Annotated in this window: 7 protein-coding genes and 1 pseudogene; 7 read left to right on the top strand and 1 reads right to left on the bottom strand. The window is 65.3% G+C overall.

The genetic code is table 11. From position 1 onward, the window contains the following. Positions 1 to 66: 66 nt before the first annotated feature. Positions 67 to 390 (top strand): hypothetical protein, encoded by a 324-nt coding sequence (locus AB4061_RS26900; protein ID WP_441639233.1) that lies wholly within the window; start codon positions 67 to 69, stop codon positions 388 to 390. A 25-nt stretch (positions 391 to 415) separates the two neighbouring features. Further along, entirely contained in the window at positions 416 to 700 is a 285-nt protein-coding gene (locus AB4061_RS26895; protein ID WP_441639231.1) for a hypothetical protein, read from the top strand. 25 nt (positions 701 to 725) lie between these two features. Here AB4061_RS26895 and AB4061_RS26890 read toward each other — a convergent pair whose 3' ends face one another. Next, positions 726 to 3,032: a putative bifunctional diguanylate cyclase/phosphodiesterase gene (locus AB4061_RS26890; protein WP_441639229.1), complete on the bottom strand. Its 2,307-nt coding sequence runs from the start codon at positions 3,030 to 3,032 to the stop codon at positions 726 to 728. A gap of 455 nt (positions 3,033 to 3,487) precedes the next feature. On the opposite strand from AB4061_RS26890, the pseudogene AB4061_RS26885 reads away from it, so the two are divergent. The 5 genes and pseudogenes from AB4061_RS26885 to AB4061_RS26865 form a co-directional block, all read left to right on the top strand. Further along, positions 3,488 to 3,925 (top strand): annotated as a pseudogene (locus AB4061_RS26885) (hypothetical protein); the annotation flags it as partial. Between the two features lie 49 nt (positions 3,926 to 3,974). Continuing rightward, complete coding sequence (locus tag AB4061_RS26880; protein WP_441639269.1) at positions 3,975 to 6,170, top strand: two-partner secretion domain-containing protein; 2,196 nt, start codon at positions 3,975 to 3,977, stop codon at positions 6,168 to 6,170. Then, positions 6,167 to 8,008: a ShlB/FhaC/HecB family hemolysin secretion/activation protein gene (locus tag AB4061_RS26875; protein ID WP_441639227.1), complete on the top strand. Its 1,842-nt coding sequence runs from the start codon at positions 6,167 to 6,169 to the stop codon at positions 8,006 to 8,008. Before AB4061_RS26880 ends, AB4061_RS26875 begins: the two co-directional genes overlap by 4 nt. A 63-nt stretch (positions 8,009 to 8,071) precedes the next feature. Continuing rightward, a complete protein-coding gene (locus tag AB4061_RS26870; protein WP_441639225.1) occupies positions 8,072 to 8,878 on the top strand; it encodes a peptidylprolyl isomerase in 807 nt (268 codons plus the stop codon). A gap of 100 nt (positions 8,879 to 8,978) precedes the next feature. Then, complete coding sequence (locus AB4061_RS26865) at positions 8,979 to 16,796, top strand: two-partner secretion domain-containing protein (RefSeq protein ID WP_441639223.1); 7,818 nt, start codon at positions 8,979 to 8,981, stop codon at positions 16,794 to 16,796. Positions 16,797 to 17,004 lie beyond the last annotated feature (208 nt).

Here is a 17,004-nt window from a genome sequence, read left to right as displayed (position 1 = left end):
GCGGACACAAACACGCTGACCTTGAAAACGTTGGTTGGCGTGCCTCACGCTGACAAAGGAAACGCAATGCCACGATCTACGTCCGACCCGGTCACCACGGGCCGTGCTCTGCTTGGCGTCGGCTCGCTACTGATCTTGATGGTAGGTGTGCTGCTCCTGGTGCTGCGGATCGCACAGCAGAACTACATGATGGCCCTTGGCGTAGTCTGGGTGGCCAACGGCCTGACCATGATCCTGCATGCGCTGTACTGGCGGCGCTATGGCTTGTCCAGGTGCTGGAAGGTGGCGGTGGTCCTCCAGGGCTTGCTGACGATCTCGCCGTTGCTGCTCGGAGAGTACGGGTTGATCTTGATCTTCTTTATGCTGGGCGGGGCGCTCCGCTTCTGGTAGCGCCAGCTTTTACTGAGACGTCAGAATGGGTGTTGAATACAAGATCGTCGTTGACCTGCCGTTGGGAGACATCGCCGAGAAAATTCTCGGCCGCGCGGCCGGCGGGGCAGGCAAGAAGGGGTCCTCCGGTTTTGATTTCAGGGCGCCGGGGAATTCGGGCCAAATGCCCGATGCCATCGCCAGTGTGGAGCCCTATGGATTCTATTTTTGTAGTTTCTCGGGCATCGACGGCCTGAGCGCTGAAGTGCTTGGCTTCATCGTTGCCGCCGCCGCCGCATACGGAAAGGTGCTTGTGGAGGATCTTGAGTAACCCGGCTGCCAGGGCTGGATTTGCCCTACTTTGCTTCCACCGCCGAGCCAAGCTCGCGTAGCCGGCGTGCAAATTCCGCAGGCGCCACGGGCCGGCAGAATAGAAAGCCCTGCTGTCTCTCACAGCCTAAGGAACGTAGATAGGCCGCCTGTTCCGGGGTTTCCACGCCCTCCGCCGTGACGCTCATGCCGAGCGAGTGCGCCATCGCCACGACAGCGTGGGTAATCGCGGTGGAATCGCGATTGTCTGGCAGTCCGGCGACGAATGATCGATCGATCTTGAGGTTATGAAGCGGGAAGCGCTTCAGATAGGATAGCGACGAGTATCCCGTGCCGAAGTCATCGACGGAAATCCGCACGCCGGTACGGGTCAGCGATGTCAGCGCCGGCATCACCGCTTCGCTATCCATCATCAGGAGCCCTTCCGTGATTTCCAGCTCCAGCGCGCTGGGATCGAGCCCGGCGCGCGCGAGGCAGTCGAGGACCATTTGCGCCAACCCGGCGTTGATCTGGCGCGGGGACAGGTTCACCGCAATCGAAAGATCCGGTGCGATGGTTCGCCGCCATTCGACCGCCTGCGCGCAGGCTTGCTCCAGCACCCACTGGCCAATGGCCACGATCATGCCTGTCTCTTCCGCGACCGGAATGAACTCGTCTGGCGAGACATTGCCGAGTTCGCCGCTGTGCCATCGCAAGAGGGCTTCCGCGCCAACCGCGCTTGCGCACTGGCCGTCCACGATGGGCTGGTAGACGACATTGAGCTCGCCTGCGGCCAGCGCGCGCCGCAAGGATTGCTCCACGGCAAAGCGGCGCTGCATGCGCAAGTTAAGCGACGCCGTAAAGAACTGGAAGCTATTGCGCCCCAGTTGCTTGGCGTAGTACATGGCGGAATCCGCATTGCGCAGCAGCGTTGCGGCGTCGCGGCCGTCTTCTGGAAACAGGCTGATGCCAATCGAAGCACCAATAAAATAGGCGTTCTCGCCGACCGTGAACGGCAATGCAATGGTATCGAGAAGCCGCGTGGCCAACGCGGCGATCTCTTCCGTGCTGCGATAGCCGCGTATCACGACCACAAATTCGTCGCCGCCCACGCGTGCGAGCGTGTCGTGCTCTCGTACACAGCCGGTCAGCCGGTGGGCGACGCTGCGCAGCAGGGCGTCGCCAGCTTCATGCCCGGCCGAATCGTTGACCAGCTTGAAGCCGTCCAGGTCGACGTAGACGATGGCAACGCGCAGCGGGTCTTGTCCGTCGTTGTCGCCGGGCGCGAGTATGTCGGTCATCCGGTCGGCAAGATAGCTGCGATTGAAGAGTCCCGTCAGGGAATCTCGCGTTGCGAGATACTTCAGGCGCTGGGTGGCTTCGCGTACCGGCCCGATGTCCACAAAGGAGACCAGCAAGGAACCCGGTGCCGTCTCGCCGGGCTTGATGATCGGGACCACATTCTCACTGATCCAGATGATCTCGCCACTGGTCAGTTCATGCCCGATCACCTCGCCAAGAATCGGTTGCCCCGTGGCTATCACGCGGGACGTTGGCCGGTCCGAGATCGCGATCGGGGATCCGTCGTCATGAAAGGAGCGCGCCACGTTGCCGTAGATATTGCTGCCAACCAGCGACGTTGCGGAGCGCAGCATGCGCTGCGCACTTGGGTTGCATGCCAGCACGATGCCGCTTGGGCTAAGCACGAGGATGCCTTCGCTCAGGAGGTCGACAACGAAGCGATGATGTTCTTCGCTCTGCGCAAGCCGTTGCGCAATCGCATCCTGATGCACCGCAAGGCCCACGCTCTGCCCGACGTTCCGGAGGATCGTCTCTTCCTTGGCGGTCGGCCGCCGCGGGACGCGATAGTAGACCGCAAACGCCCCGAGCACCTTGCCCGCATCGTCGAGGAACGGAATCGACCAGCAGGCGCGCAGCCCGATCGGCAACGCAAGCTGCCGATAATCGTCCCACAAGGGATCGGTCGCGATATCTTCCACCACCACCATGCGCTGCTCGAACATGGCCGTGCCGCATGAACCGGCGCCGGGGCCGATCGGGAGTCCGTCAATCGCCGCGCTGAACGCGTCCGGCAGCGAAGGCGCCGCGCCGAATTTCGCGTGCGTGCCACCGCCATTGAGCAGCAGGATGGAGCATGACGGCCCTTCGCCAAGCATCGCCTCGGCGCGGCGGCATACCTCGGCGAGCAGTGCCGGGAGCGGCATATTGCGCGTGATCAGCCGCAGTACGGTTTGCTCGAATGCCAGCATCTCGTCGGCCAGGTCGGAGGGAGGGTGACTGGTTGGTAGCGCTGCGGCATTGCCGGGATCGGCTGGCACCGGGCCTTCTTTCATTGCTGCGCTCCCTGTTCGAGGCTAGCGGGTGGGGACATTCTACGAACATTGGCTCGTTCTTGCGACCAAAACTGCTGCCTCGGTGAAGTCGTTGTCATCGGCTGGCGCCAGCCTCGATACGCGCGCCGTCTTCCTTCGCCCGCATCCCTCTCGTCATCGGCCCACGCGCTTCGCCCTCCCTACGTAGGGTGAAGCCTCGCGGCCAGGGCGCCGTTATAAACGGACGCCTTTCTTCCTCTTGCCCCTTCGGGAGCGATCACCGCCCCTGCGGAAAGCTCGGTTGAGACAATGAATTCAGTTTTGCTAATACCTGATTAAAGCATGGCCGTTGTTGCGGACACAATTGTTGAATTTTTGTTAGATCCTTGGACTGATGCGTTCGCCGAGCCATCAGAAACGAATAAACACCAGAAGATTGGGAAATTTCCCCAATTTTTGACGATGGCCCTCTGCTAATGTCGCGTCCAAATTCAGCGCGGCAGGATCGGCAGCATCGCAGCGGCGTTTCCTTGTTGAGCATGGGAAGCGTCTTACACATCGTCTTATCCGATTTCGTCCGCGCGCACTTTGAGAATGGGAGAAGCCCTGTGCGGCGTGGCGAGACTGGGATGGAGCACCAAAGGACGACAGTCGCCGCAATGGCGGCGCACGGCTTGCGCCTTTCCGCTCTGGCCTGGGGGGCGCTCCTGCTCACGGGCACTTGCCTTGCTGCCGGCGTGGTGCCCGATGGCGGCGCCACTGCGCCCACGGTCACGGTGGGGGCCAATGGCCGCATCACCGTTGGTATCACCAATGCGGTTGGCGGTGTGTCCACCAACACCTACCGGGACTTCAACGTCCCGCGCGCCGGCGTCGATCTCGATAACCGCGCGGTGCTCGCCCGCACCATCCTGAATCAGGTCACGAGCACCAATCCGTCATTGCTCGAAGGGCACGTTGAATGTGCTGGGAGACCGCGCCAACGTCATTGTGGCCAATCCCAACGGGATCACCGTGAATGGCATGACGGTGCAGAACATTGGCAAGCTGGCGCTGACTACCGGCCAGGTCGACCTGACGACCCTCAACAATGCGACCGCACAAAGCAACATCATCATCAAGACCAGTCGGGGCTTGCTTGAGATCGGCCCGGAAGGGCTGTCCGGTGAACTGCTCCAGCTTGAGTTGATTGCCAAGCAGATTCGCATTGGCGGCAGGATCGAGAACCGTTACAGCAGCCCCACCGCCAATCTGCGGTTGGTTGCGGGAACCAGCGCGGCGGAGGTCAATACGGGCCCTTCGGCCACCGATAACCGGACCGACTGGATCAAGTACACGGCGCCCGAGGACATCCGCGGCAAGGGCATTGCAGTGGACATCACCGGCGCGGGTAGCCTCGTTTCGGGCCGTATTGAGCTGCTCGTTACCGATCAGGGCGCGGGCGTACGGCACGCCGGCAGCGCCTACGCCACCTCCGGAGATTTTGTCGTCTCCGGTACCGGCGATCTGCAACTCGCCTCCGGGAAAATCCAGGCATTGCAAGACGTCTTGATCGCCACCGGCGGGTTCACGGGCACAGGCAACCTGGATGCCGGCCGGCATCTGCAAGTCACCTCCGACCGCATTGACCTGAACGCCACCACGCTGGCGGCCGGCACGCGCACAACGGGGGATCTGGTGATTGGCGCGGCAGGCCAGGCACACAGCCAAGCCATCAAGCTGACCGGCTCGGTGCTGAGCGCCAGCGGCGGCATCGGGCTTCTGGACGCGGGCGCGGGCATTGCGCTTGCCGGCACGCAGGCCTCGGCCGCGGGCAACCTCGTCATTGCGACATCGCGGCTCCAGACCACGCAGGCTGACAAGCGCACGGCACTGACTTCGCGCAATGGCTCGCTGAGCATCCAGGCAGACACGGCGGCGCTGTCCGGCACCGACGTCGACGGCGTGGCCGGGACCGGTATCCAGGTGCGCGATCTTGCGTTGCAGGACACCGCCATACGCGCCTCCGGCGCCGCCGTGACAATGGATGCCACCGGCAGCTATGTCCAGCGTGACAGCAGCGTGCTGGCCGCGACCGATGTGCGGCTGCATGCGGGCTCGGTATTGCTTGACTCGGCCGCCGCGCAATCGACGCTGGTGGCCACCCAGGGTGGCGTGCTGCTGCAGTCCGACCGCGAGCTGACCAGCCAGGGCGCGCTGATCCAGGGCCAGTCGCGCATCGGGGGGCAGGCGCAGTCCGCCGGCGCGGTGACCGTGCTGACGGGCGGCACCGTGCTCAATACCTCCACCCCCGACTATCTTGGGATCTTCTTCGGTGCGGGCGACGATGTCACGGTCCGGGCCGGGGGCGATGTCATCAACCGCTACGGCCGCATGCTGTCGAACGGCTACCTTGCCGTGACGGCCGGCGGCGACCTGCGCAACGAGATCACCAAGCAAGCCGGCGCCAACGGCGAGCAGCCAAGCTACCAGACCGGCAGCGGTCACCGCTGGCTGGTGCTGACCAAGACCAGCGCGCGCTTTGACGTGGACTATGGGCAGGTAGACCGGCCGGCGCAGATTGCCTACCTGCTCTCGGAGAAGGGCACCACGCTCACCGGGCGCAACGTCATCAACACCGGCGGGGAAATCTATGCCAACAACGGCGACATCAAGGTGCGCGCGGCTGACACGTTCCGCACCGAAGGCATCACCAGCGGCGCCGCGCATTATTCCCGCAGCTGCATGATTGTCTGCCGCACCTCGGCGTCATCGACCACCACCGTGACGGGAGGCCTGTTGTCCGCCGGCGGCCATATCGACATCCAGGCGGGCAAGCTGGCCGCGAACGTGGGCGGGCGCGTGCTGGCGCTGGGTGACTTGACGGTCAATGCGCCGCTCACCTATGCCGCCGGTGTGACCGGCTACTCGGCGATCGCGCGCGACCGGGGCTTCAAGGCCTTCTTTGGCGACACCTGGGCCAGGCTCTACGCCACGGACATCGGCGGCAGCTGGATGGCGGCGGGCCGCACGCGCATCAGCGGCGACACCGCAACGGATGGGGGCAGTTTTGATGGTGACGTGGCCGTTGCGGGCACCACCACGGTGACGCGGCCGCGCCAGCGCGTTCCCGTCACCGTCGAGAACCACCTTGGTTTCGCTTCCTGGGTGTGGCAATGATGCGGCGCGCTACCCCACTCCGATTCCGGCTCCGGCTGTCCGTGACGGCCCTGGCGATCCTGTCTGCCGGTTCCGTGCAGGCTCAGGTACCGCCAATGCCGTTGCCATCGGCATCGGCAGCGCCATTGCCCCAACTCACGCCGGAAGACCCGGCGCAGCGCCTGTTGCGCGAGCAGCGCCAGCGCGACCTTGAGCGCGAGGCCACCCAGCCACCGGCCCGGATCGAGAGCCAGCAGGTATTGCCACCCGACACGCCCATCGAAGCCGTGCCCGAGACGTCGGCCACGTTCGAGATCCAACGTATCCAGGTGATCGGCAATACCGTGCTGTCGGATGCCGAGATCGACGCCATCACGGCACCGTTTGTTGGCAAGTCATTGGGGACCAATCGCATCAACCTGTTGCTGCGGCGCTTCACCGAAGCCTTTGTGGCGCGGGGCTTGATCACCACGCGTGCCTATCTGGGCGAGCAGAATCTTGCCTCCGGCGTGCTGATGGTCACCGTTGTGCCAGGCACGGTCGAATCGATCCGCCTCAACGGGCGCACCATCCGCCCTCTCGGCAGCGAAGGCAGCGAAGGCCGCGCAGATCGTGGGGATAGCAGAGATAGCGGATGGCTCGATACCGTGGGCGGCGGGCTGCTGACAGACGCTGGCACCGGCTGGCAATTCCCCGCGCCGGGCGACACCTTGCGCCTGCAGGATCTGGAGCAAGGGGTTGACCAGGTCAACCGCCTGCGTCGCAACCGGGCCGAGCTGCAGATACTGCCGGGGCAGACGCCGGGCAGCTCGGTGGTGGCGCTGGCCAACCAGCCCGGCGACCGTTTCCGCTTCAATGTCGGCGTCGACAACTATGGCAGCCGGACCACGGGCATCTCGCGCACGCGGCTGGGCGTGGATGCCGACAACGCACTGGGCTTCCAGGAGGCGGTGTCCGCCAGCTATGTGGGCACGCGCGATACCAATGCAGCCGTGCTCTCGGCGGCGGCGCCGTTTGGCTACAACACCTTCAGCTATACCGGCTCGATATCCGAGTACCAGACCGCCATTGGCGATACCGCGATGCTGTACGGCCGCACCTTTGGCCACACGCTGGGCTGGAACCGGGTCCTCACCCGCGACCGGAGCGGGCGGCAGGCCTTCGACCTGACCTTCACCTATCGCAAGAGCGAGCGCGAGATCAACAACCTGGAGCTGGATCCCCAGCGGCTCACCGTGCTGCGCGCGGCCTGGAGCGGATTGCGGCGTTTTGCCACCAACGACCAGCAGGGATATGCCACGGCCGAGGCTGGCGTCTCGCGCGGGTTGCGGCTGATCAATGCCACCCGCGACCCCGCCGACATCCGCTCTGACGAGGCGCATGCGCAGTTCACCAAGCTCGATGCCAATGCGAGCCTGCAACTGCCGTTGCCGCGGGCCTTCGACACCGCCCTGCTGGCCTGGCGTGCGCAGCTTGTCGCGCAGTGGGCCAACGTGGCGCTGTTCGGCTCCGAGCAGATCTACGCGGGCGGCGTCAGCACCGTGCGCGGTTTCCGCGAAGGCGCCATCGCCGGCGACCGTGGCGCGTATCTGCGCAACGAGATGGTGTGGGCCAACGCGCCGGCGCTGGCCGGCATCCGCATGGAGCCGTACCTGTTCCTGGACGGCGGCCAGACCCAATCGGTCGCAACCCATGACTGGCAATCGGTGGCGGGCACCGGCGCCGGCATCCGTCTCTCGGCCCAGTGGGCCAAGCAAACATTCACCAGTGAACTGCTGGTTGGCGTGCCGCTCGCGCAGCCCAGCTATCTGGGCACAAAGGCGCTGCTTCTGTTGGCCACGCTCAACTGGACCTATTGAGGTGGGCTTGAAGCGGCCTGCCTGAACACAAAACACAGATATCCGATGACAAAGGAAACCAACATGCAATCCCAGATCTTTCGCCTTATCGCCACCACCGCATTGGCCTTCAGCCTGCAGCCTGTCTTTGCCGCTTCGGTCAACGGCGTGGCCATCCCCGATGACCAGATCGCCCGTGCCATGCAGCAGGCGCAACTTCCCGACAACGACGCAACACGCAACGCCATCAAGCAGCAGCTGATCGCGCGCGAGCTGTTTCGCCAGGAAGCGGCCAAGGCCAAGGGGCTGGAAGCGCGGCCCGATGTGCAGCAGGCCCTGCGCGAGGCCAAGGATGCCATCCTGACCCAGGCCTGGCTCAAGGACCAGATCAAGCCCGCACCGGTCACCGAGGAGCAGGTGCGCTCGCGCTACAACGCCATCGTGGCAAGCCTGGGCGACAAGGAATACAAGGGCCGCCTGATCGAGCTCGCCGACGATGCCGCGGCCTCCGCCGCGCTCGCGCGCATCAAGGGTGGCGAGGACTTCGCCAAGGTGGCGCAGCAGGTGAGCCTCGCGCCGTCCAAGGCCAGCGGTGGTGCGATGGACTGGCTCAGCTTCAAGGTGCCGGCGCAGGAAGGCCAGACCCAGAACCTGCCCTTGCCGCTTGCGCAGGCGCTGTCCACCCTGCCCGCTGGCGCGGTGAGCGCCACTCCCGTGGCCTGGAACAACCGCCACTTCCTGGTCAAGGTTGACGAAGTGCGCGCGACCCGCGTCCCGGCCTACGACACCGTCAAGCCCGGCATCCAGCAAGCGTTGCAGGCGCAGGAACTTGAGCGGGCCACGACCACGCTGGTCACGCAGTTGCTGGGCAAGGCAAAGATCACGCAGTAAGGCGGCCCGCAAAGCCCGCCGGCGGCAAGCTGCCGCCCTCCTACGCAACCAGCCCCAAGACATCCAGCTCATCCAGCTCGACGCACTGCCAGGAAGCACCATGTACCGCGTGAAACAAGCCGCTCTGCCTCAGGACAACGCACAACCCGATCCGTTGCCCGGCCTCTCCATGGCCGAGCGTGGCCGTCGCCGCTTGTGGGTGCGTGCGCTGGCTGGCGTGGTGGCCATCACGACCTGGCTTGCGCCGCTGCAGGTGTCCTTGCTGCAAGCCAGGCAGGCGGCGGGGGCGTTGGCGGCGGGCGCCTCGGATCCGGCTAGTGTTGCGATCCAGTCCGGCGCCGCGCGGCAAAGCCTGATGCGCTGGGCGGTCGCGCACCTGCCGGTGACGGTCAGCTTTGGTCCTGCGGCGGCGCACGCAGCGCCGGTCACCGACCCGAACGCACCGGTGCGTTTTACCCCGGCGATCAGCACCACCAGCGGACCGGGTGCGCCGGCGGGCGGCGTGCCCGTGGTGGGCATCACCACGCCCAACGCAGCGGGTATCTCGCTCAACCAGTACCGCGCATTCGTGGTCGATCCGATCGGCCTGATCCTCAACAACAGCACCACCGGCGGCGGCACGTTCCTCGGCGGCCAGGTTGGCGCCAACGGCAACCTGGCCACCTCTGGCCCGGCTGGCCTGATCATCAACCAGGTCACCAGCCAGACGCCCGCCCAGGTCAACGGCACCATCGAAGTGTTCGGCGCTCCGGCCGGGGTTGTGATCGCCGCGCCCGGCGGGGTCTATACCCGTGGTGCCAGCTTCACCAACACCACCCAGGTAACGCTCACCACGGGCGTGCCGCAGTTCCTGTCGGGCACCGGGACATCCACCAGCTTCGATGCCGCCACTGCCGCCGGCTTCCTCGTGCAGGGCGGGCGCGTACAGATCGCCAACCCGTCGCCGGGGAACCCCAACGGCGTGGGCATCGAGGGCACGGTCGGCAACATCAACCTGATCGCCGAGTCGATCGGTGTCGATGCGGCGCTCTACGCGGGCAACCAGATCAACCTGGTGGCAGGGCGCCAGTTGGTCACGCCCTCCGCTACGTCATCCGGCGGCGCCTTTGCCACCACGGCCACCGGCGCAAACAACGCGGCCAGCAACACCAGTGCCGCCAGCAGCCTGGCGATCGACGCCACCGCGTTCGGTGCCATGACTGCCGGCCAGATCCATATCGTGAGCACCGCCGCGGGCCTGGGCGTGCGCGCCGATGGCAATCTCGCCGCGTCGGCCAGCAACCTGACGCTGGACTCGGCCGGTAACCTGAAGGTTGGCAGCACCTACGCCAAGCAGGCGGTCGCGCTCAATGCCGCCGGCGCCGTGACGGCGTCGGGCAATGGCCACAGCGAGGCCGGATACACCCTCAGCGCGGGGCAGGACGCCACACTGGGCGGCACGCTGAATGCGGGCAAGGCCGTGGCGGTGTCGGCAGGTGGCTCGATCAACGGTGCCGGTGGCATCCAGGCGCAGAACGCCGTGACCCTGGCCGCCGGCGGCAGCGTGGATGTGGGCGGCGCGGTCAGTGGATCGCAGATCGCCATCTCGGCGGCGGGCAACGATGGCCGTGGCGATATCCGTTTGCGTGGCGATGTCAGCGCGCCGGGCGCGATCCAGCTCAACGCGGCGCGCGACACCACCATCGACGGCAGCGCGGTCTCGGCAGCCGATTTGGACCTGTCGACCCAACGCCATCTCACCATCAACGGCATGGCGGGCAGCACCGGCGGCAATGTGTCGCTTACCGGTGTCACCGGCAATGTCACCACCACCGGCAACGTCGTGTCGCCCGGCACGCTTGCCGTCACCGCGGGTACCGATGCCAATCTCGGCGGCCAGGTGCTCGCCACCGGCCCGGTCGGCGTCACCGCCCGCAGCGGGAGCATCACCACCAGCGGGCAGATCGGCAGCAATGCCAGCCTCTCCCTCACCGCTGCGCAGAACGTCACGGTGGGCGGCCAGGCCCAAAGCGCAGGCAAGACCACCATTACCGCCTCCGCCGGCAGCGCCGCGATCAACGGCGCGCTGACCAGCGATGGCGATGCGGCCATCGCGGCGGGGCAGAACGCCAACGTGGCCGGCAGCCTGGCCAGCGGCGGCAACACCACCATCCAGGCCGCAGCCGGCTCGGCCACGGTGAGCGGAGCGCTCTCCAGTGTGGGCAGCGCCACCGTGAATGCGGGACAGAACCTCACCCTGGGTGGCAGCGTGCTGACCGGCGGTGATCTGGCGGCCACGGCCGGGCAGACGCTCAAGGCGGGGCAGCTCACCTGGGTGGGTGCCAACGCCACGTTGCGTGGCATGGATATCCAGATCGRCTCGGTGGCGGGTTCAGGCACAACCGGGGGCAATGCCGTCACCGGCACGCTCGATGCGGCCGCCACCCGCAACCTCGCCCTGACCGGCGACACCACGGCCGCCAATATGGCGCTGGGCGGCCAGTCCATTGCCAACAGCGGTGCCACCATTGCCACGCAGCAACTCACGGTCAACAGCGGCGCCGTGAGCAATGCCGGGACGCTCGCAGGCAACCAGGTCAGCCTGACTGCCACCAACCTGATCAACCGCGGCACCATCGGCGGCCAGACCGTCAACGTCACGGCGGCGAATGCCCTGGACAATGCCCAGGGCCTGATCGCAGGCGCCAAGCATCTCGCCGTCACCAGCGGCGCGCTCGCCAGCAACCAGGGCGGCACCCTCTTCGCCGGCGACCTCACCGGACGGGCGCCCACGGTAGGCGACCTGACGCTGAGCATCACGGGTGGCAACGGGAGCTTCAACAACGCCGCGGGTCAGATCCTGGCGGGCAACAACCTGACCGTGAATACCCCGAACCAGGTGTTCGACCCCTCGGCGGCCACCACCGGCACGCTGAACGCCAACGCCACCCTGACGCTCGCCGCGCTGGCCATCAGCAACACCGGCACGTGGAACGTGCCGGGCGGCAACCTGGTGCTCAATGCCAGCCAGGGCATCACCAATACGGGCACGATCCAGAAATCCGGCGACCTGACCCTGGCCACCGGCGGCACGCTCACCAATGCCGGGCAGATCGTCAGCGGCAGCCATCTCTCGCTGTCCGCTGGCGCCTTGACGAACACCGGCACCCTGCACGCCAACGGCAATCTGGCGCTGGGCGGCAACGTGGCCAACCAGGGCACCGCCGAGGCCCTGGGCAATCTGACCGTCACCGGCGGCGACTACGACAACCGCGGCGGCACCACCCAGGCCGGCGGCGACATCAAGGTCGATATCTCCGGCACGCTCAACAACATCGGCAGCGTGATCGGCGCCAACGGCAATTTGCATATCGCCGCAGGCGCGGTCATCAATGACCGCACCGCGCCGGTGGATGGGGGCAGTTCCACCACCAAGGTGGTCAACGACAGTCTGCTCAACTCGACCATCATCGGCAGCTATTCGCCCTGGTTGCCAGGGGGATCCTGCGACAGCTGCTCTGCCTATGTACCAGGCGCAATCTCCAACATCACGCTGGCCGACATCACGCGCAATCCCGACGGCTCCGTGTTGCTGGTTCGTGGCGCGGAAATTATTCCCTCGAACGGGGACCAGCAATTTGGACAAGATCTGTGGCACCTGATCCCCGGCACCCTGGGCCGCGATCGCGTGCCAGTGTTCCTGCTGGCGCCCGGAAGCACCCTCAATATTGGCGGGATACCCACCGTCGACCATACGGTGGTGCGGCAGGCCGACGGGACCGCCGGCCAGATCATCAGTGGCGGGAACCTCGACATCAGCACGGCCTCGCTTTCGAACAAGGGCGGCATCGTTTCGGCGGGCAGGAACGTCACGCTCAACGTCGGCAGCCTGGACAACAGCCGTTCTGCAACGCTGGTCAACAGTACCGGGGATTCGGTGAACCAGGGCGAGCTTTCGGCCTTCATGGCGCAACTTGCGGCACTCACAACGGGCAATACCGATGTCTACGGACGGGGGCCGCTGGTCTACGGCGTGCCGCCGAACATGAATGCCTGCGACAGCTGCTCCGCGCCGCCGCCATGGTCGGCGGTCGCGCAAGGCAAGACTGCCACTGGTGCGGCTGCTGCCGCGCCCAGCCAGGTAACTACCAGCTACCAACTCGGCAAAGCCGGCCAGATCACCGCCGGCGGCAACCTCAATCTCACCGGCACCGGCGACCTGACCAACGCCGGCGACCTGGCCGCAGCGGGCAAGGTCGCCATCAAGACGCCAGGCACGTTCACCAACAAGGGCGTCTACGACAGCAAGATCACCACAACGCCCGGCTGCGTGGCGGGCGCGCCGGACTGCCCGGGCGACAGCAATCCCCGCGTGGATTCCCTCGCCTGGCAGCAGACGCCCAGCACGGTGGCCGCTGGCCAGACGCTCACGATCAGCGCGGCCAACATCCAGAACCTGAACGCAACGCTGGCCGCGCAGGGCGATGTGAGCCTGAACGCCACCAGCAGCGTGACCAACCGGTCCGGTGCCATTCAGTCACTGACGGGCGATGTATCGATTACCGCGCCGACGCTGGTCAACACCACCATGGATACAGCGCGGCTGCACAAGAGCTACGGCGGCCAGAACCCGCCTTACGCCGGCGGCTGCAATCCCGGTGGCACCTATGGCAACAGCCAGTGCGCGGCAGATGAGGACGCCGCCGCCGGCCCAGCCGGCGTCATCTCCGCCGCGCGCGACGTCCAGCTGTCCGGCACGAACCTGACCAACAAAGGCGCGCTCATCACCGGCGGGCGCAACGTGACGGTCGGCATGGCCGGCAGCATCGACAACAACAGCATCCCGCTCAACGCCGATTGGGTGGGGCGCTGGCAGGAAGACCGCAGCGGCGGCGACCACTGGCACGACACTGGCGGGCGCGCCACGCTCGGCAGCCTGGAATCCGGCATCCAGGCCAGCAACGCGCTGTCGGTGACGGCCGGCGGCCAGGTGCTCAACACCGGCAACCTGATGGGCAGCAAGGTCGACGTCACCGGCGCCGCCCTGGTGAACGGCTACACCAGCCCGACGCAACCCACGCCGCCCGCAACCGGCGCGCAGCAAGTCATCCCGCTGGGCCCGGTGGCAGCACCCGGCGGCGCGGTACCGGCCGCCACGCCGGTGAACAACCCGACCACCCCCTGGCAGTTCAACCCGGTCATCGTGGCCACGCCGGCGGCGCCCACCACCGGCAGCAGCCAGACCATCGACTGGCACTTCAACGCCAACCTCGGCGGCAATCCGGTCACCGCGCCCAACGGCACCACAGACCGCGCCCAATACCTGAACAACAGCCCGGCCACCGCCGTGCTGGCCGGCGTCACGCCCGACAGCCTGCTCGCGCAGCTGCCCGCCGAACTGCGCCCGGGCAAGGTCAGCTTCTACTACGACCCCTACACCGAAGGACAAAGGCTCCAGCAAGCCGCGCTGCAACAGACAGGCCAAGCCAGCTTCGTGAGCGGCCTGGCCTGGGACAGCCAGAACCAGCTCTCGGTCACGGACCAGGAAAAGCTGAGCCTCTACAAGAACGCGGCGGACTACGCCAAAGCGCACAACATCGCGCTAGGCACGGCGCTGACGCAGACGCAGGTCAACGAACTCGACAAGCCCCTGCTCTGGTACGTGCAGCAAGCCGTTCCCGACCCGAACTGCAACACCGTAGCCAGCACCGCGTGCCCCACGGTGAACGCGCTGGTGCCGCAGGTGTACCTGCCGCAAGGCTACGCACAGGCGCTGACCAAGCCGACCGGCGGCACCATCGCCGGCGACAACGTGAGCCTGGACATCGCCGGCCAACTGCGCAACAGCGGCGCCATCACGGCAGCCGACACGCTCAACGTGAAAGCCGGCAGCATCGACGCTGGCCCCAACGTGGTCGACATCGGCACCTCGGCCTACAAGGCCCAGGGCGGCTGGAACGTGATCACCGGCACCGTGGTGCAGCCCGGCGGGTTCATGAGCGCAATGCGCATGAACATCGAGGCCGACAGCATCCACGCGGTCAACAATGCATTCCTGATTCGCAACGCCGACGGCACGGTCGACGAGGCCGCAACCGTGGCGCTGGTGAATCAGCTGAAGGCCAACCTGGGGTTGAACTACACCGAGGGCACGGTCGCCGACGATATTCATACGCAGTTTATTAAGGAGAAGAAGGGGTTCGGGCCGCTTGGCCAGATTGTGATCATGGTGGCTGCGGTGGCCATCTCGATCGTGACGGCAGGTGCGGCATCTGCGGCCATGGGTGTTGCGCTCTCCGCCATGTCGCTAGGCCAGGCGATGGTCGTGGCCGCCCTCTCCAGCATGGCCAGTAGCGCTTTCACCCAACTTGTTTCCGGCCAAGGGTTGAACTTCGGGAAGCTGGCGAAGGCCGGTGCGATTGGCGCGATCACGGCGGGCTTGACCAAGGGCATCACCTTTGACGGCAGCAGCTTCGGGGTGAGTGAATGGGGTAAGTCCCTGGAGGGAACGAATACCCTGGCAAACCTGGCGGGCACGAACAACGTCGGTGGCGTGTTGCAGGCGGCCCAGAATGGCGCGACCGGCACGCTGGCACAGCAAGCCGTGGGCTTCGTTGGCACGGGCTTGATCAATGCCGGGGTTAGCACGGCGTTCAACGGGGGAAGCTTTGGGAATGCGCTAAAGGGCAGTCTGGTGGCGCAGGCGGCGGCGTTGGGCGCCAATAGTATCGGCGCGAACACTGATCCAGGTTCCTTCGAGAGCATCGCCAGCCATGCGGCTCTCGGCTGTGTCGCGGGTGCGGCCGGCAGCGGTGACTGTGCGTCAGGTGCCATTGGCGGGGCCACTGGAGCGGTGATATCGCCGCTGGTTGGCGGCGCGCTGGGAATCGAGACGAACGCTGACCGGGCCAACTCGTTGAATCAGGCTGTCGTGATCGGTGCTTCGATGTTGGCCGGCGGTGCCCTTGCCAACGCGCTTGGGCAGAATGGCATATCGGCGGCAGGTGCTGCCCAGAACGAGGCCGCAAACAACTACCTGTCGCCAAAGCAAGCCGGCGCGCTAGAGCGTGCCAAGGCGCAATGCGCCGCAGGTGACGCGTCCCAGTGTACTCTGCGGGATCAGCTACTGTCGCTGGACGCGACTTCACGCAAGCAATTGAATGCGTTGGCGGACGCTTGCGCGAACGGAAGCGCAGTTGCATGCCAAACCGCACAATCGGCGGTGTCGCTTTTGAACAAGATCGCGAAGGGAGACGTGAAAGATTGTGGTGGTGGGGTGGTTGATTGTCTGGCAGCCTATCAGCCAAGTGCGCGGGAGCTTTCGGGGGTTGCGGCCAAGCTGCCCGGAGCGGGTGGCGGAGCTGTGGTGCCGACGGCAGATCCCATTACTGCAGCGGCGTTGATTCGCTTAGGGCTTGCCAACCCCACAGTTGGCCTAGCGACCGGATTTGGTGCTGGCAGCGGCGAAGCGCTAAATCAATTTCTGTTTGGCGACGGCGCATTCAACTATGAGCGCATAGTTAATGCGTCAGTCATTGGCGCCGCGACGGCGCCGTTCGCAGGCGTCTTTTCCGGCTATGCTGGCACCGCGCTGCTTGGTGGCGGCGCGAATGCGGCTGCCGCAGCTTATAACAATAGTCAATCTGGTTCGAATGATTCAATCTTGGCGGCCGGAGCAGTAGGCATGACCTTTGGAGCCGGAGCTAAATTTCTCGGAGATACCACAGGACTATTTACGAGCCGCGTACTGAACTACACGCGACAATACGACCCTTCTCTTGGTGTATTGCTTCAGCCAGCAGGGGGGCGTCTGATAGTCAACCCCGTTCAGAGTAGTTTGCCAAGTATCCTACGCGATATGAATGGCATGCTGTTGCCTGCAGCAGGCGGGGGCGTGCACTTACCGGAAAAGCCTGCAGCGAATGGAGGGAAGCCATAATGATTGAATATGTTCGAAAAATTTTCGCAGAATTGTACTATCAACCAAAACGCGATGATCGCGATCCTGGGATTATTTGGGGGGTAAATAGATTTGTCGGATTACTTCTGATGTATCCGATTGGATGGTTGTTTGTCGCGATTGTTAGGGTGTGCCGTGGCGATGGGTGGCAGTGGTTCTACTTTAAATATCTATTGAATGGTGAAAT

The organism is Cupriavidus sp. YAF13 (assembly GCF_052113425.1).
Lineage (GTDB): Bacteria > Pseudomonadota > Gammaproteobacteria > Burkholderiales > Burkholderiaceae > Cupriavidus.
This window is presented reverse-complemented; position numbering and strand designations above follow the sequence as displayed.